Annotated in this window: 27 protein-coding genes and 3 pseudogenes; 20 read left to right on the top strand and 10 right to left on the bottom strand. The window is 56.6% G+C overall.

The window, feature by feature from the left end:
- Nucleotides 1-9: 9 nt before the first annotated feature.
- Together EOS_RS38215 and EOS_RS38210 are read left to right on the top strand one after the other, a co-directional pair.
- Nucleotides 10-1,551, top strand: a complete 1,542-nt coding sequence (locus EOS_RS38215; protein ID WP_047897405.1) for a tripartite tricarboxylate transporter permease — start codon at nucleotides 10-12, stop codon at nucleotides 1,549-1,551.
- A 210-nt stretch (nucleotides 1,552-1,761) separates the two neighbouring features.
- On the top strand, nucleotides 1,762-2,907 hold the full coding sequence (locus tag EOS_RS38210; protein WP_047897404.1) for a porin: 1,146 nt from the start codon (nucleotides 1,762-1,764) through the stop codon (nucleotides 2,905-2,907).
- Nucleotides 2,908-3,074: 167 nt separating this feature from the next.
- Here EOS_RS38210 and EOS_RS38205 read toward each other — a convergent pair whose 3' ends face one another.
- A complete protein-coding gene (locus EOS_RS38205) occupies nucleotides 3,075-3,389 on the bottom strand; it encodes a DUF4148 domain-containing protein (RefSeq protein ID WP_047897403.1) in 315 nt (104 codons plus the stop codon).
- Between the two features lie 349 nt (nucleotides 3,390-3,738).
- Between EOS_RS38205 and EOS_RS38200 the strand changes: the two genes are divergently transcribed.
- From EOS_RS38200 to EOS_RS38150, 11 genes and pseudogenes are all read left to right on the top strand, one after another.
- On the top strand, nucleotides 3,739-5,679 hold the full coding sequence (locus EOS_RS38200) for a sensor histidine kinase (RefSeq protein ID WP_053064191.1): 1,941 nt from the start codon (nucleotides 3,739-3,741) through the stop codon (nucleotides 5,677-5,679).
- 7 nt (nucleotides 5,680-5,686) lie between these two features.
- Nucleotides 5,687-7,030: a sigma-54-dependent transcriptional regulator gene (locus EOS_RS38195; RefSeq protein WP_047897402.1), complete on the top strand. Its 1,344-nt coding sequence runs from the start codon at nucleotides 5,687-5,689 to the stop codon at nucleotides 7,028-7,030.
- 386 nt (nucleotides 7,031-7,416) lie between these two features.
- Entirely contained in the window at nucleotides 7,417-8,562 is a 1,146-nt protein-coding gene (locus EOS_RS38190; protein ID WP_047897401.1) for a porin, read from the top strand.
- A 97-nt stretch (nucleotides 8,563-8,659) separates the two neighbouring features.
- Nucleotides 8,660-9,826: a YncE family protein gene (locus EOS_RS38185; protein ID WP_152693257.1), complete on the top strand. Its 1,167-nt coding sequence runs from the start codon at nucleotides 8,660-8,662 to the stop codon at nucleotides 9,824-9,826.
- A gap of 23 nt (nucleotides 9,827-9,849) precedes the next feature.
- Nucleotides 9,850-10,620, top strand: a complete 771-nt coding sequence (locus tag EOS_RS38180) for a molybdate ABC transporter substrate-binding protein (RefSeq protein WP_053064188.1) — start codon at nucleotides 9,850-9,852, stop codon at nucleotides 10,618-10,620.
- Between the two features lie 81 nt (nucleotides 10,621-10,701).
- Nucleotides 10,702-11,742: a fumarylacetoacetate hydrolase family protein gene (locus EOS_RS38175; RefSeq protein ID WP_047897400.1), complete on the top strand. Its 1,041-nt coding sequence runs from the start codon at nucleotides 10,702-10,704 to the stop codon at nucleotides 11,740-11,742.
- A gap of 136 nt (nucleotides 11,743-11,878) precedes the next feature.
- Complete coding sequence (locus EOS_RS38170) at nucleotides 11,879-12,910, top strand: alpha/beta fold hydrolase (RefSeq protein ID WP_053064187.1); 1,032 nt, start codon at nucleotides 11,879-11,881, stop codon at nucleotides 12,908-12,910.
- 318 nt (nucleotides 12,911-13,228) lie between these two features.
- On the top strand, nucleotides 13,229-13,459 hold the full coding sequence (locus tag EOS_RS38165) for an antitoxin (RefSeq protein ID WP_047897443.1): 231 nt from the start codon (nucleotides 13,229-13,231) through the stop codon (nucleotides 13,457-13,459).
- Between the two features lie 11 nt (nucleotides 13,460-13,470).
- The gene (gene vapC, locus EOS_RS38160; RefSeq protein ID WP_200908749.1) at nucleotides 13,471-13,860 is read left to right on the top strand and encodes a type II toxin-antitoxin system tRNA(fMet)-specific endonuclease VapC; all 390 of its coding nucleotides are present in this window, start codon (nucleotides 13,471-13,473) and stop codon (nucleotides 13,858-13,860) included.
- 338 nt (nucleotides 13,861-14,198) lie between these two features.
- Nucleotides 14,199-14,645, top strand: coding sequence for a DUF29 domain-containing protein (locus EOS_RS38155; protein ID WP_047897398.1), 447 nt, complete (start codon nucleotides 14,199-14,201; stop codon nucleotides 14,643-14,645).
- 588 nt (nucleotides 14,646-15,233) lie between these two features.
- A pseudogene (locus EOS_RS38150) lies at nucleotides 15,234-15,876 on the top strand (terminase large subunit domain-containing protein); the annotation flags it as partial.
- A 175-nt stretch (nucleotides 15,877-16,051) separates the two neighbouring features.
- Here the strand turns inward: EOS_RS38150 and EOS_RS38145 are convergent.
- On the bottom strand, nucleotides 16,052-16,318 hold the full coding sequence (locus EOS_RS38145; protein ID WP_047897397.1) for a BrnA antitoxin family protein: 267 nt from the start codon (nucleotides 16,316-16,318) through the stop codon (nucleotides 16,052-16,054).
- Entirely contained in the window at nucleotides 16,278-16,568 is a 291-nt protein-coding gene (locus tag EOS_RS45250) for a BrnT family toxin (RefSeq protein ID WP_087882055.1), read from the bottom strand. Before EOS_RS45250 ends, EOS_RS38145 begins: the two co-directional genes overlap by 41 nt.
- Nucleotides 16,569-17,035: 467 nt before the next feature.
- Between EOS_RS45250 and EOS_RS38140 the strand changes: the two genes are divergently transcribed.
- From EOS_RS38140 to EOS_RS38130, 3 genes and pseudogenes are all read left to right on the top strand, one after another.
- Entirely contained in the window at nucleotides 17,036-17,290 is a 255-nt protein-coding gene (locus EOS_RS38140) for a type II toxin-antitoxin system HicA family toxin (protein ID WP_047897396.1), read from the top strand.
- Nucleotides 17,287-17,622, top strand: coding sequence for a type II toxin-antitoxin system HicB family antitoxin (locus EOS_RS38135; RefSeq protein WP_047897395.1), 336 nt, complete (start codon nucleotides 17,287-17,289; stop codon nucleotides 17,620-17,622). Before EOS_RS38140 ends, EOS_RS38135 begins: the two co-directional genes overlap by 4 nt.
- Before the next feature lie 271 nt (nucleotides 17,623-17,893).
- Nucleotides 17,894-18,953 (top strand): annotated as a pseudogene (locus EOS_RS38130) (IS630 family transposase).
- A 43-nt stretch (nucleotides 18,954-18,996) separates the two neighbouring features.
- On the opposite strand, the gene EOS_RS38125 reads toward EOS_RS38130, so the two are convergent.
- The 5 genes from EOS_RS38125 to EOS_RS38105 form a co-directional block, all read right to left on the bottom strand.
- The gene (locus EOS_RS38125; protein ID WP_047897394.1) at nucleotides 18,997-19,257 is read right to left on the bottom strand and encodes a hypothetical protein; all 261 of its coding nucleotides are present in this window, start codon (nucleotides 19,255-19,257) and stop codon (nucleotides 18,997-18,999) included.
- A 57-nt stretch (nucleotides 19,258-19,314) separates the two neighbouring features.
- Nucleotides 19,315-19,950, bottom strand: coding sequence for an AAA family ATPase (locus tag EOS_RS38120; RefSeq protein WP_047897393.1), 636 nt, complete (start codon nucleotides 19,948-19,950; stop codon nucleotides 19,315-19,317).
- 106 nt (nucleotides 19,951-20,056) lie between these two features.
- The gene (locus EOS_RS38115) at nucleotides 20,057-20,269 is read right to left on the bottom strand and encodes an ogr/Delta-like zinc finger family protein (protein WP_047897392.1); all 213 of its coding nucleotides are present in this window, start codon (nucleotides 20,267-20,269) and stop codon (nucleotides 20,057-20,059) included.
- Nucleotides 20,266-20,529 carry an ogr/Delta-like zinc finger family protein gene (locus tag EOS_RS38110; protein ID WP_047897391.1) on the bottom strand — a complete coding sequence of 88 codons (264 nt, stop codon included), beginning with the start codon at nucleotides 20,527-20,529 and terminating at the stop codon, nucleotides 20,266-20,268. The genes EOS_RS38115 and EOS_RS38110 overlap by 4 nt, the downstream gene beginning before the upstream one ends.
- Nucleotides 20,523-21,104 (bottom strand): hypothetical protein, encoded by a 582-nt coding sequence (locus EOS_RS38105; protein ID WP_047897390.1) that lies wholly within the window; start codon nucleotides 21,102-21,104, stop codon nucleotides 20,523-20,525. Before EOS_RS38105 ends, EOS_RS38110 begins: the two co-directional genes overlap by 7 nt.
- A gap of 462 nt (nucleotides 21,105-21,566) precedes the next feature.
- Between EOS_RS38105 and EOS_RS38095 the strand changes: the two genes are divergently transcribed.
- Nucleotides 21,567-21,839, top strand: a complete 273-nt coding sequence (locus EOS_RS38095; RefSeq protein ID WP_047897388.1) for a BrnT family toxin — start codon at nucleotides 21,567-21,569, stop codon at nucleotides 21,837-21,839.
- A gap of 1 nt (nucleotide 21,840) precedes the next feature.
- Nucleotides 21,841-22,104 carry a BrnA antitoxin family protein gene (locus EOS_RS38090; protein WP_407639222.1) on the top strand — a complete coding sequence of 88 codons (264 nt, stop codon included), beginning with the start codon at nucleotides 21,841-21,843 and terminating at the stop codon, nucleotides 22,102-22,104.
- A gap of 288 nt (nucleotides 22,105-22,392) precedes the next feature.
- On the opposite strand, the pseudogene EOS_RS38085 reads toward EOS_RS38090, so the two are convergent.
- Nucleotides 22,393-22,596: pseudogene (locus tag EOS_RS38085) on the bottom strand (IS110 family transposase); the annotation flags it as partial.
- Between the two features lie 147 nt (nucleotides 22,597-22,743).
- Here EOS_RS38085 and EOS_RS38080 point away from each other — a divergent pair.
- Nucleotides 22,744-23,580 carry an SOS response-associated peptidase family protein gene (locus EOS_RS38080; RefSeq protein ID WP_053064185.1) on the top strand — a complete coding sequence of 279 codons (837 nt, stop codon included), beginning with the start codon at nucleotides 22,744-22,746 and terminating at the stop codon, nucleotides 23,578-23,580.
- Between the two features lie 46 nt (nucleotides 23,581-23,626).
- On the opposite strand, the gene EOS_RS38075 is transcribed toward EOS_RS38080, so the two are convergent.
- Nucleotides 23,627-23,872: a hypothetical protein gene (locus EOS_RS38075; protein ID WP_047897385.1), complete on the bottom strand. Its 246-nt coding sequence runs from the start codon at nucleotides 23,870-23,872 to the stop codon at nucleotides 23,627-23,629.
- A gap of 154 nt (nucleotides 23,873-24,026) precedes the next feature.
- On the opposite strand from EOS_RS38075, the gene EOS_RS38070 reads away from it, so the two are divergent.
- Nucleotides 24,027-24,275, top strand: coding sequence for a hypothetical protein (locus tag EOS_RS38070; protein WP_152693256.1), 249 nt, complete (start codon nucleotides 24,027-24,029; stop codon nucleotides 24,273-24,275).
- The last annotated feature ends 56 nt before the right edge of the window (nucleotides 24,276-24,331 follow it).

Below are 24,331 nucleotides of genomic sequence, written 5' to 3'. Positions count from 1 at the left end.
CGCCAAAAAATGGAAAGCTTGTACGGGATTCTGCATGGATTGGCCGTTGCCATCCAGCCGACCCATCTCCTCTACACACTGATCGGCGTGTTCATCGGCACGATGATCAGCCACCTGCCGGGCATCGGGCCGTCAGCGGGCATCGCGCTGCTGATTCCAGTTACGTTCGGAATGGACCCGATTACCGCGCTGATGATGTTGACCGGCATCTATTACGGGTGCATGTACGGCGGTGCGGTGACTGCCATCCTGCTCAACACGCCCGGCGACGCCGCCGCGGTGATGACCGTGCTTGACGGTTACCCGATGGCGCGCAGGGGCCGGGCAGCAGCCGCGCTTGCGATTGCCGGAGTGAGCTCGTTCATCGCCGGCATGATCGGTGTAACGTGCCTGTCTTTCGTTGCCGTGCCGCTTGCCGCGGTCGCGCTGCACTTTGGACCGACCGAATACTTTGCGCTGATCTTCTTCGCGCTTTCCACCGTGGGTGCGCTGAACGGCAACTCGATCGCCAAGGGCATGATGGCGGTGTTCATGGGACTGGGGCTGGCAACGATCGGTATCGACCTGCAAAGCGGCGTGCCACGTTTCACGATGGGTCTCTCGCAACTGCAGGACCGGGTGAGCTTCCTCGTTGTCGTGGTGGGGCTGTTCGCCATTGCGGAAGTGAGCCGTATGGTGGAAGGCACGCTTGGCGGCACCCTGCACTCGGTAAAAGTGGAAGGCAAGCTTTGGTTCACGAAGAAGGAATGGAGACGCGCTCGGCCGGCGATCTTTCGCGGCACGGCGGTGGGTTTTCTCTGTGGCGCCGCGCCTGGTCTTGGCGGCACGCTTGCCGCCATGCTGTCCTACGTTCTGGAAAAGAAGATCTCGAAGCACCCCGAGGAGTTTGGTAAGGGTGCGGTCGAGGGCATTGCGGCGCCGGAGGCGGCCACCAATGCGGACACGTGCGGCGCGTTCGTCCACCTGTTGGCCCTCGGCGTGCCGGGCTCCGGTGCCACGGCCGTCATCATGGGCGCGTTCATCATGTACGGCATCCAGCCAGGGCCGATGCTGTTTCATACGCAACCTGATTTGGTATGGGGACTAATTGCGAGCATGTACATCGGCAATATCATGCTGCTGGTGCTGAACCTGCCGCTGGTGGGCATCCTCTCGAAGATCCTCTATGTGCCGCCGGGTATTCTGCTGTGCCTGATTCTCGGCATTGCGTCCGCTGGCGTGTACTCATTCAACAATGACGTCTTCGATCTCTACCTCGCGCTCGCCTTCGGCGTGCTCGGCTATCTGTTCCGCAAGCTCGACGTGCCGAAGGCACCGTTGCTGTTCGGCCTGATCCTCGGGCATACACTCGAGCAGTCGTTTCGGCAGGCGCTGACCATCTCCAACGGTGACCCCACCGTGTTTTTCCGCAGCCCGATCGCCGCTGGCCTGCTGCTCTGCGCGGCAGTCATGGTCGCCGCGTCGGTCTGGAGCAAACGTCGTCCTGTGAAAGAGTTGCAGCAGGCCGAAGAGCGCATCGCACAGCAGCGGCTTGCGGAAGAACAGCGCTAACGATCATGTGATTGCGTGGCCGTTGGTTCACATAAATGAAAGGACCGGCGGCAGGTGTGTGAAATGGACGAGCACTCGGCGTAGGCGACTGCTGGTCAACAGTAACCGTAACGACGTATTCCATGGAGAAATGGCAGCCAGGCTAAATACATCGGTGTACTAAGTAAATAAACCGTAACTAAAAAAATCTACGATATTTATGGAGATGGTATGAGACGCCTCGCAATTGTCAGCCTCCCCTTGGCGGTATTAAGCGGGATTCCGGCTGCCCAAGCTCAAAGTAGTGTGACGCTGTATGGTGAAATAGATAACGCGTTCGCCTATTACAACAACGTTGGTCACCATTCTTTAGTCGCCTTACAAGGCGCTGACTTCACGGCTAACCAATGGGGGTTGAAGGGCAAGGAAGATCTTGGAGGAGGCTTCCAGGCAATCTTCAACCTCGAAAATGGATTCGATATCAATACGGGTACGCTGCGACAAGGGGGACGCGAGTTTGGTAAAAACGCATGGGTAGGGCTTGCGTCCAAGTCCCTTGGCTCAGTGACGATCGGTCGACAGCTCGATCCGACGGTTGATCTGGTTCAGCCACTCACAGCCGATGGCTATGGCCCGGCGTTTACGACTCCTGGCGACGCGGACAACAATGACAATACCTTTCGCGTCGACAACTCCATCAAATACACAAGCCCGACGTACGGCGGACTTCAGTATGAGTTGATGTATGGATTGGGCGGTGTACCGGGCAGTGTCTCGTCTCAGGAGACTTCTTCTGCGGCGGTCGCTTACACCCGAGGCCCCTTAAGTTTGGCGGCCGGCTACATCTTCGCAAAAAACGACGGTGTGGCAGGCGTAGGTACGGCTGATCTGACGCATAACAATTCTGTTACGCCATTGTTCGGTAGCGTCCCATTCATCGGATCGCGTTCGATTGCACATGTCGCAGCGCAATACGTGATAGGTCCTTTCACTGTCAACATCCGGTATAGCAATGCGCAATGGAAACCGTATGTGAAATTGGCCGCTTTCAACAGGACTGAAACGTTCAATACCGGAGCGACGTCACTGGAATACCTGATATCACCTGCATTTGCCGTGAATGCCGGGTACACCTACATGAGATCGAGCGGCGCATCTTCGGCCACGTATCACACGGTCGCCGTAGGTACAGAGTATTTCTTGTCGAAGCGAACCACTCTGTACGCGATCAGCGCCTACTCTCATGCGCGCGGTACCACATTCAGCTCGGACGGCAACTCCTTGGTAGCCGCCGGCGGAACAGTCGGCGACCTCGAGTCGAGTTCCGGCACGCCTAATCAAGTAGCCGTCATCCTGGGCATAACGCACAAGTTTTAACGCGAACCGGCGCCGCACCGCACATCTCTCTATCCAGGGCGACTGTGGATTGCCGGAGCGCCGAAGCTGCTGTCGAGAGCCACTACAAAGGGATTCAATACGATGGATGCATGCTTGATTCGAGTGACCTGGTCGGAGAACGCGCGGGTCGTAGAGCGTGATGCGCGTCAGTTTGATGCGGCGCGTGTGCGGGTAGCCTGAGTATCCGGTCCGGAACTGGAACTCGACACCGAGCCTTGGTCCATCGATCCGTATGAGGTATTTGCAACACCGTTTTGAGCACGAAGTCGAGCTTCGGCGGCTTCGATGTTATAGGGATAACCGTTTTTGTCGGTGGAGGGCCGATAGCCGGCCTCTCGCAGTTGCGCAAGCTCGTTTTCCAATTGTGCCCGCGTGACAGGTTGGGTGACTTGCGCCACCGCCAAGCTGTGGACCACAAGGGTCGTCGTGACAAGCGACGCGGAAATCAAGGGTTTGAGCATAGCGAATTCCTGTGAGATGAATTGACAAGCGTCGACTGACGGACTTTTCGCCTGTCGTCCGAGTTGCCTAATCTAGGGCAAAACCCTTAAGAGAGACTTATGACTGAGCTTATCGCCTGGAATTGCGGCGCTGTTGTGTCAGGTCTGTGCAATGAGAAGGTAATTAAGCCGACGAAGTAATCCGGTAGTTCATGCAATACGACAAACCATTCAAGGTTTGCAGGAGACAGAAATGAATGTGAACGCAGGAGCACGGCTGGACTGCCTCCTCGAAGACCTTCAACCGGCGGATGCGCTTGCGCATCTTGATGCCGGTGCCGATGCGCGGGTGTTTAGCGAGAGCTAACACATGTCACTCGGTGGCCTTCAACCCGTGGTGGGTGTGCGCGACCGGCCGGTGCGGAGCTGGCTCCGCCAGCGTTTGCGTGCTCGCCACGGCTTGTGGAGCCATATTTGCGTCCTGTTGCTCATTACTGCGGGCATTTACTGGTCCTATAGCTACACAGAGCAACTCGGCATCGAAACTATTCGCAGCGCGGCGATCCATCGCGTCGAAATCTACGACACGGCGCTAAAGAGCGAACTGGCGCGCTATGCCTACTTGCCGTCGCTCGTGAACCTCAACCCCGAAGTCGTTCGACTGCTGCAGGAGCCTGACGATGTTGCGCTCACCGGTCAGGTCGATCGATATCTGGCCGCGGTCAATCGGGGGGCGCATTCGGACACTCTGTACATCATGGATGTGCAGGGCAACACCCTGGCGTCGAGCAACTGGGACCAGTCATATAGTTTCGTCGGGATGAACTACGGCTACAGGCCCTATTTCCGGAAAGCGCTCTCGACTGGCAGTGGCTCGTTCTATGGCTTAGGGGCCGCGAGCAAGGAAGCTGGCTACTTCTATGCCGAGCGCATCTACGCCAGCGGCAAAGTCGTCGGCATCGCGACCGTCAAGATCAACCTCGACAAGATCGAGCAAATTTGGCGACGCGCGGGCGATACGGCAATGATCAGCGATGCTCACGGCGTTATTTTTCTATCGACCCAGGACCGCTGGAGATTCAAGTCACTCGGCGTTTTATCGCAGGATGCTCGCGCGACGATCGCCGCCGATCATCAATATGATGCGCCTGGCGCATTGGAACCCGTCGGCTTGATTAGGCAAAAGCCAGAAGGCGACATGGCCAGTATCGCCAGGTTCGCGTCTGACGCGATTCTGGGCCCACATGCTCCGTCATTTCTAACATCGCGCTTTTTGCTATTGAGTCGCCCGGTGCCAGGCACAAGCTGGACGATCAACACGCTGTCCGATATTAAATCGGCTAGGGTTGCCGCAGTGAATGTCGCCCTTGGGGTCGGGTCGGGGATGACGTTGGTGACGGTTTTCGCTTTGTATCTTTTGCAGCGGCGGCGGATCATCGCGCAGGAACTTGCTGCCAAGGAAAACCTGCGCCACATGAATGAAGAGCTCGAACGCAAGGTGATGCGCCGAACCGATGCGTTGAATCGAATCAACAAGACGTTGAAAATCGAGATTGCGGAGCGCCACCGTGCGGAAGCCGTACTCAAATCGACGTTGCAGGAGTTGGTCCAGGCCGGAAAAATGGCAGCGCTCGGGCAGATGTCCGCAAGCATTACGCATGAACTCAATCAACCTTTGGCGGCGCTCCGGACCTTGTCGTCGAACGCGCTGATGTTCATGCAGCGGCTTGAACTCGACGAGGCGCAGCAGAACCTGCGGGTCATTTGCGACATGACCGAACGCATGGGGAAAATCACTAGCCAGCTCAAACGCTTTGCGCGTAAATCGCCCACCTACCTGGAACGGGTGCTGGTTGGCTCTGCCATCTCCAATGCCATTTTTCTGCTTGATGCCCGGATTCGTAGCGGCGATGTCGAGTTGGTGCGCGAGGAGCCACAAGACAACTTGTACGCAATCGCGGAACCCAACCGGCTTGAGCAGGTATTGATCAATCTGATCGGCAACGCGCTGGATGCGATCGCCGAAGTCGACATCGACCACTCAGCTCGAGCGCGGGTGCTGACAATTACCGTTTGTGGCGAAGAGGATCACGTTTCGATTAGCGTGCGCGACACCGGTGTTGGCATATCGGACGAGGTCCGCAGTCACTTGTTCGAACCGTTCTTCACGACTAAAGATAAGGGCGAAGGGCTGGGATTAGGTTTGACGATTTCGATCGGCATCATCCAAGAGTTCGGAGGTACTCTGGTCGCCCAAAACAGGCCTGACAGCACTGAATTCACCGTCAGGCTAAAACGGACCACACTGTGAGGAGACGATGTCTAAAAATCTAAAAGTGCTATTTGTGGAAGATGACGCGGCGGTGCGCCTCGGCGGCATGCAAGCGCTTCGTTTGAGCGGCCTGGAGGTCCAGTCGTTCGAGCGGGCCGAAGATGCCCTGCGTTATATCGAGTTTGGTTTCCCCGGCATTCTGGTCAGCGATATCCGGCTGCCCGGTATGAGCGGCCTCGCGTTACTGGAGCATGCGATTGGAACCGACGCGTCGCTACCGGTCATCCTCGTGACCGGACACGGCGATATTCCAATGGCGGTCGACTCGATGCGTCGGGGTGCTTATGATTTTGTCGAGAAACCCTACTCGTCGGAGCAACTGGTCGACGTTTCACGCCGTGCGCTGGAAAAACGTCGCCTGACGCTCGAACTTGCAGCCGTGCGCCAGACACTTGCCCATCGCGATAGTATAGAAGCGAAAATTCTTGGACGTTCTCCTGTCATCGAACGTCTGCGCCGAATGATCCTGGAGCTTGCCGACACCGACGCGAATGCGCTGATTTTCGGCGAAACCGGAACGGGCAAGGAACTGGTCGCCCGTTCCCTGCACGATTACGGGCATCGAAAGGCGAAGAACTTCGCGGCGATCAATTGCGCGGGTATCCCGGAGCTATTGTTCGAGAGCGAGGTGTTCGGCCATGAGGCTGGCTCCTTCACCGGTGCGATCAAACGGCGTATCGGAAAAATTGAGTACGCTCAGGGAGGCACGCTGTTTCTTGACGAGATCGAAACAATGCAGATGTCGCTTCAAGTAAAACTGTTGCGCTTGCTGCAGGAGAAAAAATTCGAGCGTGTCGGCTCCAACGAACTGCTCCAGATGGACTGCCGGATCGTTGCCGGGTCCAAGGCGGATCTATTGGCGCTGTCTTCGCTAAATCATTTTCGCGACGATTTGTACTACAGACTAGGCGTTATCGTGCTTGAGATTCCTCCGCTGCGGGAACGCCGCGAGGATATCCCGCTATTGTTCGAGCACTTCGTCTTACGTGCTGCTGCTGAATACAACAAGCCGATCCCGGATATCTCGTCCGCGCAAATGCGCGACCTGATGTCAAGATCGTGGGCGGGAAACGTAAGGGAATTACGTAATGTGGCCGAACGCTTTACATTAGGTATGCCGACGCGCGTCGACGCAGCGAGTATCGACGACAGTACTGAGAAACCCTCCCTCGACACGAAACTTAATCTGTTCGAGCGCCAGTTGATCGAGGAGGCATTGCGCGAATGTTCAGGCCGCGCGGTTGTGGCGTGCGAGCGTTTGGGTGTTCCCAAAAAAACGCTATACGACAAGATGCGTCGTCTGGGCATCAGTTCCGAGGAGTTCAAATGAACGTTCTGGATTACCGTTTGGCAGCGCTTGACACTTTTTCCAGCCATTAGATAGCCGCTTGTCTGGTTTTTCGCAATAAGGCTGAGTGAACGAAGCGCTAATGCGCTTCAAATCAATAGCTTAGTATCCCTTTATACTGGCACGCCGCTTGCATTGTTGTTTCCAGTAATGTTAAAAACAACCGAGACCCGTGTATGACTGCGCGCATCAGAGTGTATCAACCTAACCGAATCCCCTTGCTGCTCATGCCTTAAAACGCTTAGCCAACCGATCCGCTGCCGTGCAGCACGGCGGCGTACGGTGCTAGGGTTTTTACGCAATTTAAATCGGTGTACTAACTTAACCGATTTGTGAATTTCTTATACCTATAATATTTCGGAGATTTTATGAGACGACTCGCAATTTCGAGTTTTACCCTGGCTATGCTATCCGTAGCTTCGACCGCCCAAGCCCAAAGCAGTGTCACGCTTTACGGCGAGATTGATAACGCACTGGCGTACTACAACAATGTAGGTCACGCATCCTTAGTGACGATGCAGGGCGCTGACCTGACCACTAACCAGTGGGGCATTAAAGGCAAGGAAGACCTGGGCGGAGGCTTCCAGGCGATCTTCAACCTCGAAAACGGTTTCGACATCAACACCGGGAAGTTGAGGCAGGGTGGCCGCGAGTTCGGCAAGAATGCATGGGTTGGCCTGGCGAGCACCTCCCTGGGCACGGTCACCATCGGTCGCCAGTTGGATCCAACAGTTGATCTGGTTCAACCCCTTACAGCCGACGGTTATGGTCCCGCGTTCACCACCCCGGGCGATGCCGACAACAATGACAATACCTTCCGGGTCGACAATTCGATCAAGTACACGAGTCCGACGTATGGCGGCCTGCAGTATGAATTGATGTACGGCCTGGGCGGTGTGGCGGGCAACGTATCGTCGCAGGAGATGTCCTCGGCTGCTGCATCTTACACCTACGGTGGCCTGAGTCTGGCAGTTGGTTACGTCTTCGCCAAGAACGACAGTGCAACTGGTGTGGGCACTGCCGACCAGACCCAGAACAACTCCGTCACGCCGCTCTTTGGCGGCGTCGCGTTTGTCGGCTCACGGATGATCACGCATGTGGCAGCTCAGTATGTTATCGGTCCGTTTACCGCTAACGTGCGCTACAGCAATGCGGAGTGGAAGCCCTATGCACACTTCGCGGCATTCAACCGTACTGAAAACTTCAATACCGGAGCGACCTCCCTCGAGTACCAAGTGACGCCATCGCTTGCGGTGAATGTCGGCTACACCTATATGCGGTCAAGCGGCACCTCTTCGGCTACGTACAACACCGTTGCGGCGGGCACGGAATACTTCCTGTCCAAGCGCACGACCGTCTATGCAATCGGCGGTTACTCGCATGCACACGGCACCACGTTCAGCGAGGACGGCAATAGCATCGTCGCTGCCGGTGGGTCGGTGGGTGACCTCGAATCAAGCTCAAGTACTCCAAACCAGGTCGCTCTCATCTTGGGTATTACCCACAAGTTCTGACGTGATAGCGCGTCAGTACCCGGAATCGTCGCCAGAACGGCGCTCGATTCCGAGTTGCACCTGTCCTGTAGAGCGGCGCAGGAAGTGCCTTCTTTCGATGCTTCCGCAAGACACCCCTCGGCGAAAAACATCGGCCGTTAACCCTGAAACAGGCAATGGCAACAATACAAAATGGATGGAGATGATGTCACACAAGCTCAAGTCGCTAGCGCTGCTCGGCAGCCTGTTCTCTTGTGTTCTGACCGGCCATGTCGGTGCCGCTGAACTCAAGATGATTTCCAAAGTACAGGTTCCGGGCGCCCCGCTGGATTCGTTCGACATCAGTTATGTCGATCAAAAGACAAACCGGTATTACCTGGCCGACCGCAGCAACAAGGCCGTTGATATCGTCGATGCAACAACAGGGAAGGTGATGGGCCAGATCCCCGGTTTCGTCGGCTTTGACAAGGACAACGATACAGCGGGGCCTAACGGCGTCCTGGTAATCGGCGATGAAGCCTGGGCCGGCGATGGGGATAGCTCGGTCAAAGTCATCGACCTGAAGTCCCAGAAAATCGTCGATACGATCAAGACGGGCGGGAAAAACCGCGCTGACGAAATGGCGTACGACCCCAAGCACCATATCTTTATCGTCACCAACGATGCGGATGATCCTCCCTTCGTGACGCTGATCTCGACCAAGCCAGGACATAAGATCCTCAAAAAGATCGTCTTCAATGACGCGACCGATGGAATCGAGCAGCCAATCTATTACGCGCCGAAAAGCATCTTCCTGATGACGGTTCCGGAAATCAAGGGCGACAAGTCAACGGGCGGAATCGCTTTGATCGATCCGCTTAAGGGCGAAGTCACGAATGTCATGAAGGTTTCCGACTGCACACCTGCCGGGCTGGCACGCGGGCCGGGAAAGAATCTGGTGATCGGTTGCAACGCCGGCGGCAAGAAGTCGACGCTCAAACCGGTTACGCTGATCGTCAACGGAGATAGCGGGGCGGTCGTCGCCACGGTTCCCGATATGGGCGCATCTGACGAAGTGGCTTATAGCGCTAAAAACGGGCAGTACTACATTAGCGGCCGGCAGATGCCGAATGGTCCGGTTCTGGGCGTGATCGATGCCAAGACCAACACGCTCTTACAGAGTATCCCGACGGGAGGTAATGCCCATTCGGTTGCCGCGAGCGACGTGAATGGACATGTGTTTGTGCCGCTTCCTAAAACAGGTGGTCCGTGCGGTGGTTGCATCGGCGTCTACAGTACTCAATGAGGCTCATCGTGAGGACAGTTCTCATGAAAACCAAGGCGGGATTTTTAATCGGTGTGCTGCTCGCTGTGATTCAGCCGGCTCACGCAGCAGATCTGGTAGTTTTTTCGGCGGCGGCGCTGAAGGGCGCTCTTGAGAAACTGCCCGAGCAATACTTTGCGGCGAGTGGCGATCATGTACGCTTGATCTATGGCACCGCAGGCCAGGTGCACGATCGGGCGGTGTCGGGGGAAGCTTTCGATCTCGTCATTGTTCCTCCCATGCCGCTGGCCAATTTGGTCGAGCGTCATCTGGTGCAGGAGGGATCGGAAAGAGACCTCGCGCGCGTGCGACTCGGTATAGCGGTCAAAACCGGCACCGCCGCGCCCTGGATCGGGGATGACCAGGCGTTCGCGCATGTCCTGCTCGACGCTCCGTCGATCGGGATGGCCAACCCGGCAACCGGAGCGACTTCGGGCATATATCTCGCCAAGCTGATCGACCGCCTCGGGATTGGTGACCGGGTAGACGCCAAGATCAAGTACTACGCCGAAGGACAAACCGCTATGGAGGCCATGGCGCGGGGCGAGGTATCCCTCGGACTGGGGCAGATCAGCGAAATCAAGCCTGTTCATGGCGTCACGCTCGTCGGGCCTATTCCAGAAGACCTGCAGCTCAAAACGACCTACGCAGTGGGTATCGGCACCAACAGCGCGTCACAGGAAGCGGCAAAAAAGCTGCTCTCTTATCTCACCGGACTGGCAGTGGAGGCGTCGTTGAAAGCGAACGGATTCGACCTCGTTTCGCCGGCGAACTAGCTGGAGCCGGACCTCGTTAGCCACACGTTGCCAGGTTTCCCAGGCACTATTATCTAGGTTTGCTACTTAGAAGGAGCGATCTTGGACAAAGCGCGCCGCACCCTCCTTAAAATAGGCACGGGGCTCGCCCTCAGCTCGGCAGTGATCACTCGAGCTGGAGCGACTCCTGCAGCAATCAAGGTTCCCGTAGAGCCAGGACCGGCCGGCAATGCATTGCGGTTGGTGACCTATCGCCATGCTGCAGCAGAGGCGCCGCGCCTTGGCGCGGTGACGGCGCAGGGCATGGTAATTGACCTCGGCGCGACCGCCCGGGACTTGGGTATGACGCTGGCCTTCGACCCGGCGAACATGGTCTCGTTGATCACCGCCGGGCCCGATGCCATCGCGCAGGCGCGTCGATGCGCTGCCTCCGGGCGGCCGCACGCGTCGCTTGACAACGTGCGGCTCTTGGCGCCGATTCCGGTTCCTGCCCGCAACGTCTACGCTGTTGGGTGGAACTACCTGGAGCATTTCGGTGAGAGTCTGACCGCAAAGCAGGCAGCTCTGCCGAAGCACCCGGTGTTCTTTACCAAGGGCACGCACACCATCAACGGTCCCTTTGACCCCATCCCCTTCAATCCGTCGGTGTCCGTGAAGATCGATTGGGAGGGCGAATTGGCGGTCATTATTGGCAAGCGTGGCTATAACATCGCGGAAGCCGACGCGATGCAGTACGTGTTCGGCTATGCCGTAATCAACGACACGACCGCGCGTGACATGCAGGTCGATCACGGCGGCCAATGGTTCAAGGGCAAGAGCCTGGACGGTCACGGCCCGATTGGCCCCTGGATCATTCCGGCCAGCGACATCGACTACAACAACCTGCAACTGACCACGCGTGTGAACGGTGTGGTGAAGCAGCAAATCAACACGAGTCAGATGTATTTCAAGGTGCCGCGCATCATCGCCGAGTTGTCTCTGGGTCTGACCCTCGAGCCCGGCGACATCATCGCAACGGGGACACCATCGGGCATTGGCGCCGCTCGCAACCCGCCGGAGTTCCTGAAACCTGGCGACGTGATGGAAACCGAAATCGATCGGATCGGCGTGATTCGCAATGTGATTCGTCAGGTCACTGCGTAGCGGCAGGTGTCGCGAGGGAATAGGGGGAAGTCGCCGCCGGGGCAATTGACTTGGCCGGCGGCCTGATCGACAGGCCGGCGTTGGCGTGGTCAAAGCTGGCGTGGTCAATATAGTTGGACAGTCATAGGGAATCAGAATGAGCGATGTGGGCGATGTGAGTGAGAAGCAGAACGTATTACAGCGACGTCGTTTTTTGCAAGGCGCAGCACTGACATTGGTCACCACGGCCGTGATACCGATAAGCACCAGCGCTGCAACCACCCAGATCGTTGCCGAAGATTATTGGGCGCAAAAAGGCGCGGTGAAACTGTACCTGTACCGCAAGCGCCTCGCAGACGGCGCAAACGCAGGTGCGGGCCCGAAGCCGGTATTGTTCCTGGTGCATGGCTCGTCGTTCTCGGGGCGGGGCGGTTTTGACCTGCAGGTACCCGGATCGGCAAACTACTCGTTCATGGACGAGTTCGCAAGATACGGCTTTGACGTCTGGACCATGGATCATGAGAACTACGGCCGTTCGTCCAAGACCGAATCGAACTCCAATATCAGATCTGGCGTCGAAGACTTGAAAGCCGCGCTGCCGATTGTCGAACACGTTACGGGACAGAAGAAGGTCATGTTCTACGGCCAGTCTTCTGGCTCGATTCGTCTGGGTGTCTTTGCAATGGAAGAGCCGGAGCGAGTCGATCGCATTGTGCTCGATGCGTTCACCCATACCGGGGAGGGCGCGCCCGAGATCATGAAGCGGCGCGCGAACATTGCGAACCTTACAGCCAGCAATTTCCGGCCGACCTCGCAAGCGAGCTTTGACGCCATTTTTTCGCGCGATGACCCGTCGACGGTCGACCCGGCAGTACCGAAAGCCTTGGGTGACTACGAGCTGAAGCTGACGAACCGGACGCCGAACGGAACCTATGTCGACATGGCGATCCACATGCCGATGGTCGACCCCAAAAGGCTTCAGTGTTCCGTTTGCATGACGAGAGCCGAACACGACGGCAATGCGACGGATGCTGAATTGCTCGATTTCTTCTCGCAACTGCCGAACAAAGACAAACAATTCTGTGAGATCAAGGGGGTCGCCCATGTCGCGGTGCTTGGCATCAACCGGCACCGCATCTGGCACGCCATGCATGCCTTCTTCACGATGCCGCCTCAACGTACCGCGTAAGCGAGTGACTTGCCTTGTAATTACCCAAGCGGGCCGGGGTCAAGAGAGCAGTCAATACCATGGCCGCGCCGGCGGCCAGTTTCTGTTGCTGCGTCCCAATCGCAGGGGCTGAACGCGCCCGGTTCTTCACATCATGGCTGCGACGGATCGCGCCACACACCCATTAGGATCAAGCGGTGCCGTGCGTCATGAGCAGAAACATCAGCGCGGCAGTCACAAACAGGCCGAATGGTTGCCGTGCGAGCTATAGTAGATATTGACATACCTACTATAGTAGCTATACTTGTAGCTACGTTGATTCATGGACCGGAGTTCGACATGTCTCGTATTGCAAAGTTATTCACTAGCGGCGGCAGCCAGGCCGTTCGGCTTCCCGCCGAATTTCGTTTTGAGGGAAAAGAGGTCTTTATCAGCCGTGATGGGGAACGCATTGTTCTTTCTCCGAAGCCGGACTCGTGGGCCGAATATCTTGCGTCGGGGCCGCGTGCAACGCCTGACTTCATGGAGGACGTGATCGATTTGCCTGTTCAGGACCGGGAGCCGATCTGATGCAGTTGTACATGCTCGACACTGACACGTGTGCATTTGTAATGCGTGGCCCGTCCGAAAATCTACGCGGGAAGCTGCTGGCAACGCCGATTGATGAACAAGCGATTTCAGTTATCTCTCTTGCGGAGTTGCTGTTTGGTATCAAGTTGTCGTCGCAGGCAAAACGCAATCGGCCGGCGCTGGACGCCTTTGTGAAACACTTGACAGTAATGGAGTGGCCTGAAGAAGCCGCCGAGCACTATGCGGAGATTCGCGCGCATCTACATAAAAGCGGTCAGATGATCGGCGCGAACGATCTCTTGATCGCTTCACATGCACGCTGCGTCGGCGCTGTTGTGGTCACGAATAACGAGCGGGAGTTCCGGCGCGTGCCGGGGCTGAAAGTTGAGAACTGGCTGTAGCAGACACAACGGAAAAGCGCAGCCTTTGCACGGCGCACACCAATAAGGGGACGGTCGCGAGTTCACGGCGAACGTCACCAGTTCGGTTGGCTGCATGGCGAGCTCCCATCGTTGGATTGGAGGCTCCCAGCATCGCACCAGCACCAAAACACGACATTTCTATTTGGCTCAAGATGTCGCGAGCGATTGGGGCTACTTCTGGCAAACGGGGCTAATTTCGGCAGTGCGCAACGGCTCTGGAACGACGGGAGCGGGGTGTTCTGGATGGCGACCGGGAACACCGTCTGAGCGGATGCTATACTTTTTTCGTGTGCCAATAGCTTGAATGGGGTGATCTGATGGCTGCGACTCATGACGCGCTTTATGAGCGGGATTTTTATGGCTGGGCGAACGAGCAAGCAGCGTTGTTGCGCGAAGGGCGGTTGGCCGATGCCGATCTTGGTCATATTGCAGAGGAAATCGAGAGCATGGGGCGCAGTGAAAAGCGTGAGCTGGTGAATCGCCTGACGGTTCTGTTGACGCATCTGCTGAAATGGCAGTTTCAGTCTGCGTTTCGGGGGCGTAGCTGGCAACTGACGGTGATTGAGCAGCGGCGTAAGGTTGCGGCTCATTTGGATGACAATCCAAGTTTGGCGTCGGTGTTGCCTGCTGCGTTTGCGACGGCTTATGGCTATGCGCAGATTGAGGCTGAGCGGGAAACGGGCTTGCCTGAAAGTACGTTTTCGGATGTGTGTCCGTATACGATCGAACAGACGTTGGATGAACGCTTTTGGCCGGGCGCGTGAAGCTGCGGCGCTGCCAATATGAAACCCGCTGCTGGCGGGTTTTTTTACGCTCGTGGAAGGCCGGCGCATTCGCATTGATCACGTATGCGTCTGCGTTTGCTGCGGGTTCACGTCGGTGGTCTTTGGTGGCGGGTTCGTCCAGGTCGCGTGTGACGCCCATTTCGTCGAGCTTCAGTTCGTGTTCAAGGGTTTGCAAACGTAGGACGGCCACGGCCCATGTTGGAATGATTCGTGTGCCGTTGAATCATTCGGTGATGGTCCGGTTGCTGCGCTGTAGAAGTCGGCAAAGGATCGGCAGCGGTATGCCGGTGCGTAGTAGGAAAATTCGGTGACTGGCGAGGCGTTGTGGCGGGTGAGGATTTTCCGTGTGGAGGGTGTCATGATGGGCTCGACTGACAGCGGAAAAAAAAGACCGGATAGGTGCCCGGTCCTATGTTTACGGCTGCAATCAACGAGCGCTTAACTTTGAATTATCTGGACAACTTAAAAGTTGATAATTTATGTTATGTCAAATTTTAAACGCCGTAAGAGGCATCTCCAAAACACAACATATTCCCTCCTTCTAGCCGCCTGATCTGGCGCGCTTCTCTTCCAGTTTCCAGCACTTCAATCGAATCGTGGAAGCAGCGCGACGGCTGGGACAAAGCGACGATTGCCGAGAAAGTCGAGGCGTCGCTTGAAACGCGCCTGATCGTGCTGATTGCCAAAGAAGTCAAAGACCCGGTTGACTTCAAAGAGATTGACTTGCTCGGCCGCGAGCTTGAACGCATGGCACGTGTGCGCAAATACAGCGACACAGGTAAAGAGTCGGACCTGAACCCGGCAATCAAGGCGCGCAATGAAGGACCGAAGAAAAAAGCGGTGCGCAACCAGATCACCGAGGAACAACAAGCGAAGCTGCACGACGCGTTTCTCAAATCGCAGTTCGACTATCAAAAGGTCTGGTATCGCAACGGCCACAATCGCACGCGCAACTTGCTCAAGTCGCGGCAGATCGGCGCGACCTACTATTTCTCGCATGAAGCGCTCGAAACCGGCCGCAATCAAATTTTCTTGTCGGCAAGCAAGGCGCAGGTGCACGTGTTCCGGCAATACATCTGCGCGTTCGCTCGTGAAGTAGCCCAAGTGGAGCTAACCGGCGACACCATTCTCTTGCACCAATGGTGCCGAACTGATTTTTCTGAGCACCAACGCAAAGACCGCGCAGAGCTATCACGGCAACTTCTATTTCGTGGATTTACATGATGCCGTAGGTCATCTTTACCATCTTCACGTTTTGGCTTCGGCCCAGGATTAATGTGATTAGACATGTTTTTCTCTCATAGGAAAATAAAACAATTTGCCCTCTACGAGAGGTCACTATGTCTGTTTTAAACGGCTCCGTGCGGCACAAAGTTAAACAATTGTTATAACGGATGCTCTTTGAGGTACGTGCGCAACGCATCGTTCATTCGTGTTTGCCACCCGTCACCCTGGGCCCTGAAGCGCTCGATAATGTCGGCGTCGTACCGGCTGGTGACAAGCACCTTCGGGTTGTCTTTGGGCGGGCGGCCCATGCGCTTTTTTTCCAGCAATTCCGAAAATGGCCGCATCGCCTTGATGTTGGCGCTCGGCACTTCGGCGGAATCGAACTCATGTTCGATTTCCGCAGGGGTTTTTTCTCGCTTGCTCATAGTCTCTCACCTCTCTAGCGTTTGCTTTGCGCAGGCTAATGACGCGCATCGTTTCATCTCGGAACGTGAACGCGACCATGTGGAGCCGACCACCGATGTAGCCGAAGCCGCGATAGCGTTCCTCGCCATAATTGAACCGGGTATCGACTTCATACCGCAGGCTATCCCAATCGAAGCGGCACGCATCGGCAAGCGAGATGCCGTCATGCCCTTTTTGGTTGATGGCGTCTTTCGCCGGGTCGAATGTGATTTACATGCACATATTGTAGTAACAAAAAGTCTCACCCTGAAAACCGGGCGCAACGCGTGTAAACGTTGCATCAGAACCCCGCTTTTGCGCGTCAAGATGCGTCATTTTTACAATATCCGATGCGGCTCAAGCCCTAGCACCCGCGCGGCTCGCGCCGAATTCACGGCTGCATCAAAAGTAGGCAGACAAGAACCGGGCAGGCGTGGAGGGGGGACCGCCGCTAGTCGGCTGGAACGGACGGCACGAACCGCACGAGAGATGGGTCGGGCTGGGCTTGAATTACCCCTCCCTACTCCATTCCGGCCCCTTGGCGGCTCTCCCACGTCGCTCTTGGCGAAGTCCACGCCCCGACTTACCTCCATCGAACCTAGACCCCGTGACGATGACTCGCCCGTGAAACGCCTCATGCGATATCAAACGATGATTGCAATCTTGAAAGTGATATCACTTTATGCTATCGTTTCGGTATGAAATCCAAACACGCCAAGACGCTAGAAGCGATATTCAGGAAGCCCACAAACAGCAACATCGTGTTTGCGGAAATCGAATCACTGGTTACCGCGTTGGGCGGTGAGGTAAGGGAAGGTTCTGGCTCGCGGGTAGCCTTCGAACTGAAGGGGCATCGACGATATCTGCATCGACCGCATCCGGGCAAGGATGCGAAGAAGTATCAGGTGGAAGAACTGCGAGAGTGGTTTATCGAATTGGGGGTAAAGCCGTGATAAACGCAATGAGTTACAAAGGGTATTTGGCGCGGGTTGAGTTTGATCCGCGCGACAACATTTTTGTCGGGCACGTGCTTGGCGTGTCGGATCGCATCAGTTTCCACGGCGAGACCGTGCAGGAACTGACAACGGATTTCCATGAAGCCGTCGATCACTATCTCGATGACTGCGCGAAGACCGGCCGTGATCCACAAAAGCCTGCATCGGGTAAGCTTATGCTGCGAATTCGGCCGGAGGTGCATGCCGCCGTTGGTGTTGCTGCCGCAGCAGCCGGCAAGAGCATCAACCAGTGGGCTGACGAGGTGTTAGAACGCGCCTCGCACGCGTGACGGGTGGGCGTAAAAGCATGGCCGTCTAAATAGTATTAGTCGACGACACGCTTTACCGCAAAGGATCGCTCGATTACACGCTCGGAAAAATACATCACACATACAGCCTTACCGATCATGTAATGCGCTCTATGATTGAGGACAAAAATATCTACATAGATGCATTCGTCGGTTTCAATCGAGGCGATTTCTGCGACGTGTGCGCTGCTAGGGGGATCGAAATGCTGTACTAGTTGGTTGAACCATTGAAATTGCACTGATCTAACGGTGCATGGACAAGATGAATCTGAGCGAAGCCGAGCGCGAGGAATTGATGGCGATGCAACGCAGTCGCACGATGGCCGTAGGTCAAGTGCGACGTGCGCGGCTGATCCTGCCGCTCGACCACGGGGCCTCGCGCGAGGCGATCATGAATGAGTTGCGATGCGACTCGCGCTTCATCACGACCTGGAAAACCCGCTTCGCGAGCGAGCGTCTGGCGGGACTGTCTGGGCGACATCCGGGCCGTGCGCCGCGCCGGGATCTAGCACGCCTGGAAGCCCGGGTGCTTGATTACACGCTCAGACGTAAGCCGCAAGGACGGCTCGACCCACTGGAGCAGTCGCAAGCTCGCCGCGCCGTTGGGCGTGCCGTTCATGACGGTGCAGCGCATCTGGCGCAAGCACGATATCCGTCCTCATCGACTCGACACCCACATGGTGTCCAACGATCCCGACTTTGAAACGAAGGCGGCCGACGTCATCGGGCTGTACCTGAACCCGCCGACGCATGCGGTGGTGTTCTGCGTGGACGAGAAGACCGCGATTCAGGCGCTGGACCGCAAGGACCGGATGTTGCCGCTCTCGCCCGGGCGTGCCGAGAGTCATGGCTTCGAATACAAGCGCAATGGCACCCTGAGTTTGTTCGCCGCGCTGAACACGGCCACCGGCGAAGTGCTGGGCAAGACTGCATCGCGCCACACCAGTGCCCAGTTCGTCGCCTTTCTCACTGAGGTCGTGTCGGCCCACCGCACCACGCAAGAGATTCACGTGATCTGCGACAACGTCAGCAGCCACAAAACACCGGCTGTCCAGACGTTCCTGCTCGATTATCCCAACGTCACGATGCATTACACACCCACCTATTCGTCATGGCTGAATCAGGTTGAGAGCTGGCTTGCACGCATTCAGCGCGATGTCATCACGCGCGGCGTGTTCACCAGCACCAAAGACCTCGACAAAAAGCTCATGCGCTATATCCGCCAGTACAACAAGCAAGCCGCACCGTTGAAATGGAAGTACGCCAACCCCAAGCGCCGCATCCGGTGCGATTCATCGGGTTCAATGGACTAGGAGGGGCAAATCTTCCGCCTCCCCTAGTGTTGCGCCCTTTGCTTCACGCATTACTCGCAGTCTTATCTTCCATTTCGATGAAGCGCGACATCGCAAGCGCTATCGTTGCCGCCCGACTGATCCCGAGCCGGGACGAATGGCGATCGATGCGCGCAAGTAGTGCCGGGTCGATGCCTAAGCTGATTGTTTCTTTGCGGCGTTTTACCGGTTCCGCTGCACTGCCCCTCCCTGCGTCCGGCGCGCGACCTATGAATTCCTCGATCGTTGTGGCATTGGCGACCGCGGGACGTTTCGTGATTGTCATATCGGATTCCCATGCATTGGATATTGAATCGATAGCGATTCCATATTGATTCAATGGTTAAGCAGCAAACACTGCATCTTTCAGACGTTCGATTTCCGCGCATGCGACCGGGTCTCGGTGCTTCATCTCTTCGACGTGCAACCCTGCACCGCTGGCATTAGAGAACGCCTTGCGCCGGTTCAACCGGTACGGTAATAGTTCGATCGATGAAAAATCGCGGATAGCGGCCGCTGCATCGCGGTTGTCCGCGCCTTGCGGATCGGCCGCATTCATGAACGCAAGCGGCTTCAGATCGTGAACGGCGCGCGCCTCTTCCACCAACTCGGCGATATCGTGCAGCGCCCACACGTCGAACGAGCGTGGCAGGAACGGGATCAGTACCGCGTCGGAGACGGTCAGAGCAGCGCGCAGCGCGCTCGAATCGCGCCCGCCTGCATCGATGATGATGTGATCGTAGGCATGGCGCTGTGCCTGCACCTGAGTGCGCAGCGTCGCCCCGTTCGCGTACGCCGATGCTGCGATCGGTGCTCGGCCGCTGTCTGTACGGATCGTGATTGCCGTCACGCTCGTTTCCTGGCGGTCACCATCGACTAACCAGACGCGCGCGCCGTCAAGCGACAGGCCCAAGGCGAGTTGCAACGAACTAGTCGATTTGCCGACGCCACCCTTTGAGTTTCCGACTGTGACAATCATGTGCTCCCCCGAGCGTAAAACCTGCTTGATTCGATATCGATTCAATATTGTTTTGATATTGTTTCGATGGTGTTTCGCTATTGGATCAATGGCGATTCGATAGCGGCTAAAGGTCAAACTCAAATGCCTGCGTTGAGCGACGTTCCCGCTTCGGTATCGGAACCTCTGGCGGGTACATTTCAAGCTTGGTACGGTATGTGTGGCCGCACGTCACGTCGTCACACTGGAAGTCGATTTCCCATTCCGTCTCTGACTTCTTTTCCATCGCTCGGGCGATACCGCGAGCGCTGCAATGCGGGCATGCAATCGTGAATCTCACGGTCGGTTCTCCCGCGCCAGCGTTGTGCGAGCGTTGACCGGACCGCGCAGCATCAGCGACGGCTTCACTTCGAGCGAGACGCCCGCGCGTGACCGTGACGATGCCGACAGCGAATGCAGGATTTCGAAGCCCGCAGGAGTGCGATAACCGCAGTCCTCACAGACGAAATACATACGTCGCAACGTCGTCGATAAGCCCTCAGTGTGGCGGGCGTCAATCTCTCCACCGCAGCACGGACAATCGATCTTCATTCCTAGCATTCCGGCCTCCAATCATGGTCAAGGGAGCCGCCCCCGGCTGTTTCTTGCGTCGCGGCGAACGGCGTACCGGCCGATCGCGGATCGTTTTGTCGTGTTCTGTCGTCGTCTTCCCGCTCGCGCGTACAGTTATTCACACGAGTCCAAGGGCCGATTTCATCGGCCTCAAAACCAAAATTCAAACCATCAAGCCCGACCGGCGCATATCCACCATGCGCGGCATCGGCGGCACTCGTACGCTCGTAGACCGGTCGCCCAATTACTGACGATCCTGAGATGGCACTTGATGCAGGACGTAGGATTTCCCATGTGAACCTCTTCGATTCGATAATCGTTGTCATGTCGCGCACGTCAGTCCAATTGCCGATCGAGTCGCGCACCTTGTATTCCTCGTGATACTCGATACCGATCACGCGAGGCGCAACCTCTTCGCCATAGCGCCCGGTCTCTTCGCTCGACACCTTCGACAACCGAATGCGGTAGTCGCGGCCCGCAAACACCCCACCCTGCGCTTCGCAGTAGTAGTTCCAGGCGACGGACGCGTTATCGCGCCCTTCGAAGATGGCGACTTTATTCACGGCGTTGTGAGCCTTGCGAAGAAAGGCCGGTGCGTCAGAGGGAACCTCAGCAACACGGCGAAGCTCTCGCCACGCTGTGACCGGGGGGCCGCCGAATTTGCGGCGGTTGATTCTTGAGGTAGTCCGCTATCGGAGCGTGATCTACCGCGCGCTCGGCGAAGCGCAGCGGATCGAAGATGGCCTTCGCGAGAAAGATAACGGGAAAATCGTCGGACCGCGTTTGATCGGCCGCCATGCAAGTACGCAACTTCAGCGCGGCCGGGTTACTTTGACCCGCAACCGCCCTCCCCGGTCCCACGTCAGTCCGCTGGCGACCTTGCAAGCGGTCGTGCGACCCTCCGCACCCATGTTTCGACCATGCGCCAAGGCTACGCGGACTGATTGTGCGAGACGCGCCCACTCATATCTCTGGGGATACAAAAATAATTGCATTTCCAATTTATTGGGGATACAATAAATACCATGAAAATAACCTTCGACCCGGCCAAGAGAAGCCGGACGTTCGACGAGCGCGGGCTTGCTTTTGAGGATGCCGCCCTCGTCTTCGAAGGTCGGACTCTGGATATGGTTGATGACCGCTTCGACTACCCCGAAGAACGGATCATCACAGTCGGTCACCTGGCGGATCGCATGGTGATCGTGGTATGGACCCAACGAGGCGAAGCTCGCCACGTTATTTCAATGAGGAAGGCAAATGAACGCGAGAAAAAGCGGTTTGCACAGCGACTTGACTAAGGTGGACGCGAAAAGCGTCAGCCAGTCTGACTATGACGAAATCCCGGAACTCGGCGACGAGTTTTTTAAGGGGGCGGACGAGCATCACGACGGCGTACTCGTGAAGCGTGGGCGTGGTCGTCCGGCTGGCTCGAACAAGGCTCAAATGAACCTGCGTATCGATCTGGATGTGATCGAAGCATACAAGGCTCAAGGGGAAGGCTGGCAAACGCGCATGAATGACGCATTGCGCGATTGGGCAAAGTCTCACGGCATGATGCGTTGAGCGAGCAGAGTATTGGGGCACGCGTCACACGATTAACAATCGGTCCGCTTCGAGCAGCACCAAAAAGCCGCTGCGTGTTTCACGTCAGCGGCTTTTCGTCATGTTAGGCACGGCGCGCAAGGCTCTCAGGCTATGCGTTTGCACAACTCAGCAGCTTCAGGAACGTCAAGTAAAAACGGCTTTATTGGACTTTCTTTGACCGTCCATAGAAAACGAAACTCATCTTGGTCTCGGTATTTATCTGGTGGCTTCACGAACCCCAAACGCCCCGGCACCGCTTCAATCCCTGATCAGCTCATCCACCAGCCAGTACCAGTTGAACGTCGCTTCGATGACCACCCCTACCAAGTCCCCGCGATGCGGTGCCAGTGCCGCCCGGATCTGTACCGGATCGTTCGGTAACCGCCGTTGGTAGACGATCCGGTCAGCTTCATCGCTGACCACTACGACACTGTTGTTCGAGTGCAGGTCGATTCCACTAAACTTGTTCATGCCGGCCTCCTGTGCGTCAAGTCGGTAGGTTTGCACCCTGACTCTACGCCAGCCGTTCTAATGGAACGGAGGCAGGCCGGCTATATGATTATCAGAGCCGTTTTTACTCCAGCGGGCCTACTTCCGCAGCCCTCCCATAGCATCTACATGCTGCGCATCCGGCTGTTTCGTCATATCGTCATATCAGAAAGCCATGCCTTCGCCATCAAGACGTCAATCGACGCATTCGACGCCGACCAGATCGCAAAGTTGGAGCAGGATCTGGCCAAGCAGCAGGCGCGCTTGGCCGATGCCGAGCGCTCGCTTCAGACGAAACCGACTAAGGCGGCGGCCGAGAGCAAGCGCATTGCCACTGACAAAATCGCGTGGACGATAAGCAAGTTGGCGGACCTTCGGCGCGCAGTTTTAACGCAGAGCGATTCGCGTATCTTTCCCGGCCAGTATGCCCCGGTCATGGTGGTTGAAAACGGCCGGCGAATCGTCAAACCGATGCGCTACCAATGCCGGCCGGCAGGAAAGCCAGCGATTTACGACACGACATATCCCGGCACTTACAACGCTCGCCGCGACAACCTGGAGGGCTTCTGGAAAGACCTGTTCGGTCATTCGCACGGCCTGATGATCGTCAACCCATTCTATGAAAACGTGAGCCGACATGCGCTTGAACGCCGTGAGCTGGCCGAGGGCGAGAAGAATGAAAATGTCATCCTTCAGTTCAAGCCAAAACTGAGCCAAGACCTGCTCGTCGCGTGTCTGTGGTCGCGCTGGCAAGGCAAGGGAGAACCCGATTTGCTTTCTTTCGCGATCGTCACGACCGATCCGCCACCCGAAATCGCGATCGCCGGACATGATCGCTGCATCGTTCCGATCAAGCCCGAGTACGTCGATGCGTGGCTCAATCCTGATCCGAGGAATCTCGCGGCTCAGTACGCAATCCTCGACGATCCACATCTTCCGTACTACGAATACCAGGTAGCAGCTTAGGTGACTGGCATGTTCGAAAGGTGCGGTGCGCGCCGTAGCGGCCGCCCTAAAGGCTGCTCTCGAACATGCGGCCGACCAGGGAGCCGAACTCCGTGTATGGCGTTCCTTTGATTGCGCGGCACATGTCGAAGACCGCGCCGGTATCTGGACGATCGGCAAGGGCGATCACCTCGTCGAGCGATAGCGTATCCTGCGCCGAATGCGTCGGCTCCTCGCACAAGGAAAAGTTGAATTCCCAATACGGCGCTAAGATGCCCTGCTCTTTCTTAACCGCGATTATCTTGACGACCATGGTCGGCACTCTCTCAGTAGTTTCTACTAGTAAATAACAAATGTGCGGTCATTTTGACAGCATCTAAAAATATGCGCAGAGTTTGGTTTCGGACGATTGTCTACTTGGGCATGGACCGTGCGTCCGATAGCGATATGTGTCGGGCGGAGTGTCCATGAGAGCAACTATCCTTTCCCATTCCGACGTGCCTGATGGGCATGCCGAGATTCATCGGTTCGGCTTCGTGCTTGAGGATGGCGACAATGCGCCTCCCCACGAGGAAACGATCTCGTTGCGCACCGCTCGAGTCATTGCGGCCGACTCGGAAAACGGTAATGCGTTTGTCAATATGCTTAGGGAAATCGTGGCTGCGGCACCGGGCAGCTATGACTCGCTGGTCGGCCGCGCTTTCGCGGACGAATGAGCAATAAGTGGAATTGCGGTTTTTGTTTGGTCGGCCATATACTGTACATTCATACA

Source organism: Caballeronia mineralivorans PML1(12) (assembly GCF_001028175.1).
Classification (GTDB): domain Bacteria; phylum Pseudomonadota; class Gammaproteobacteria; order Burkholderiales; family Burkholderiaceae; genus Caballeronia; species Caballeronia mineralivorans.
The sequence above is the reverse complement of the archived record's forward strand: the minus strand, read 5'-3'. Positions and strand labels throughout refer to the sequence as shown.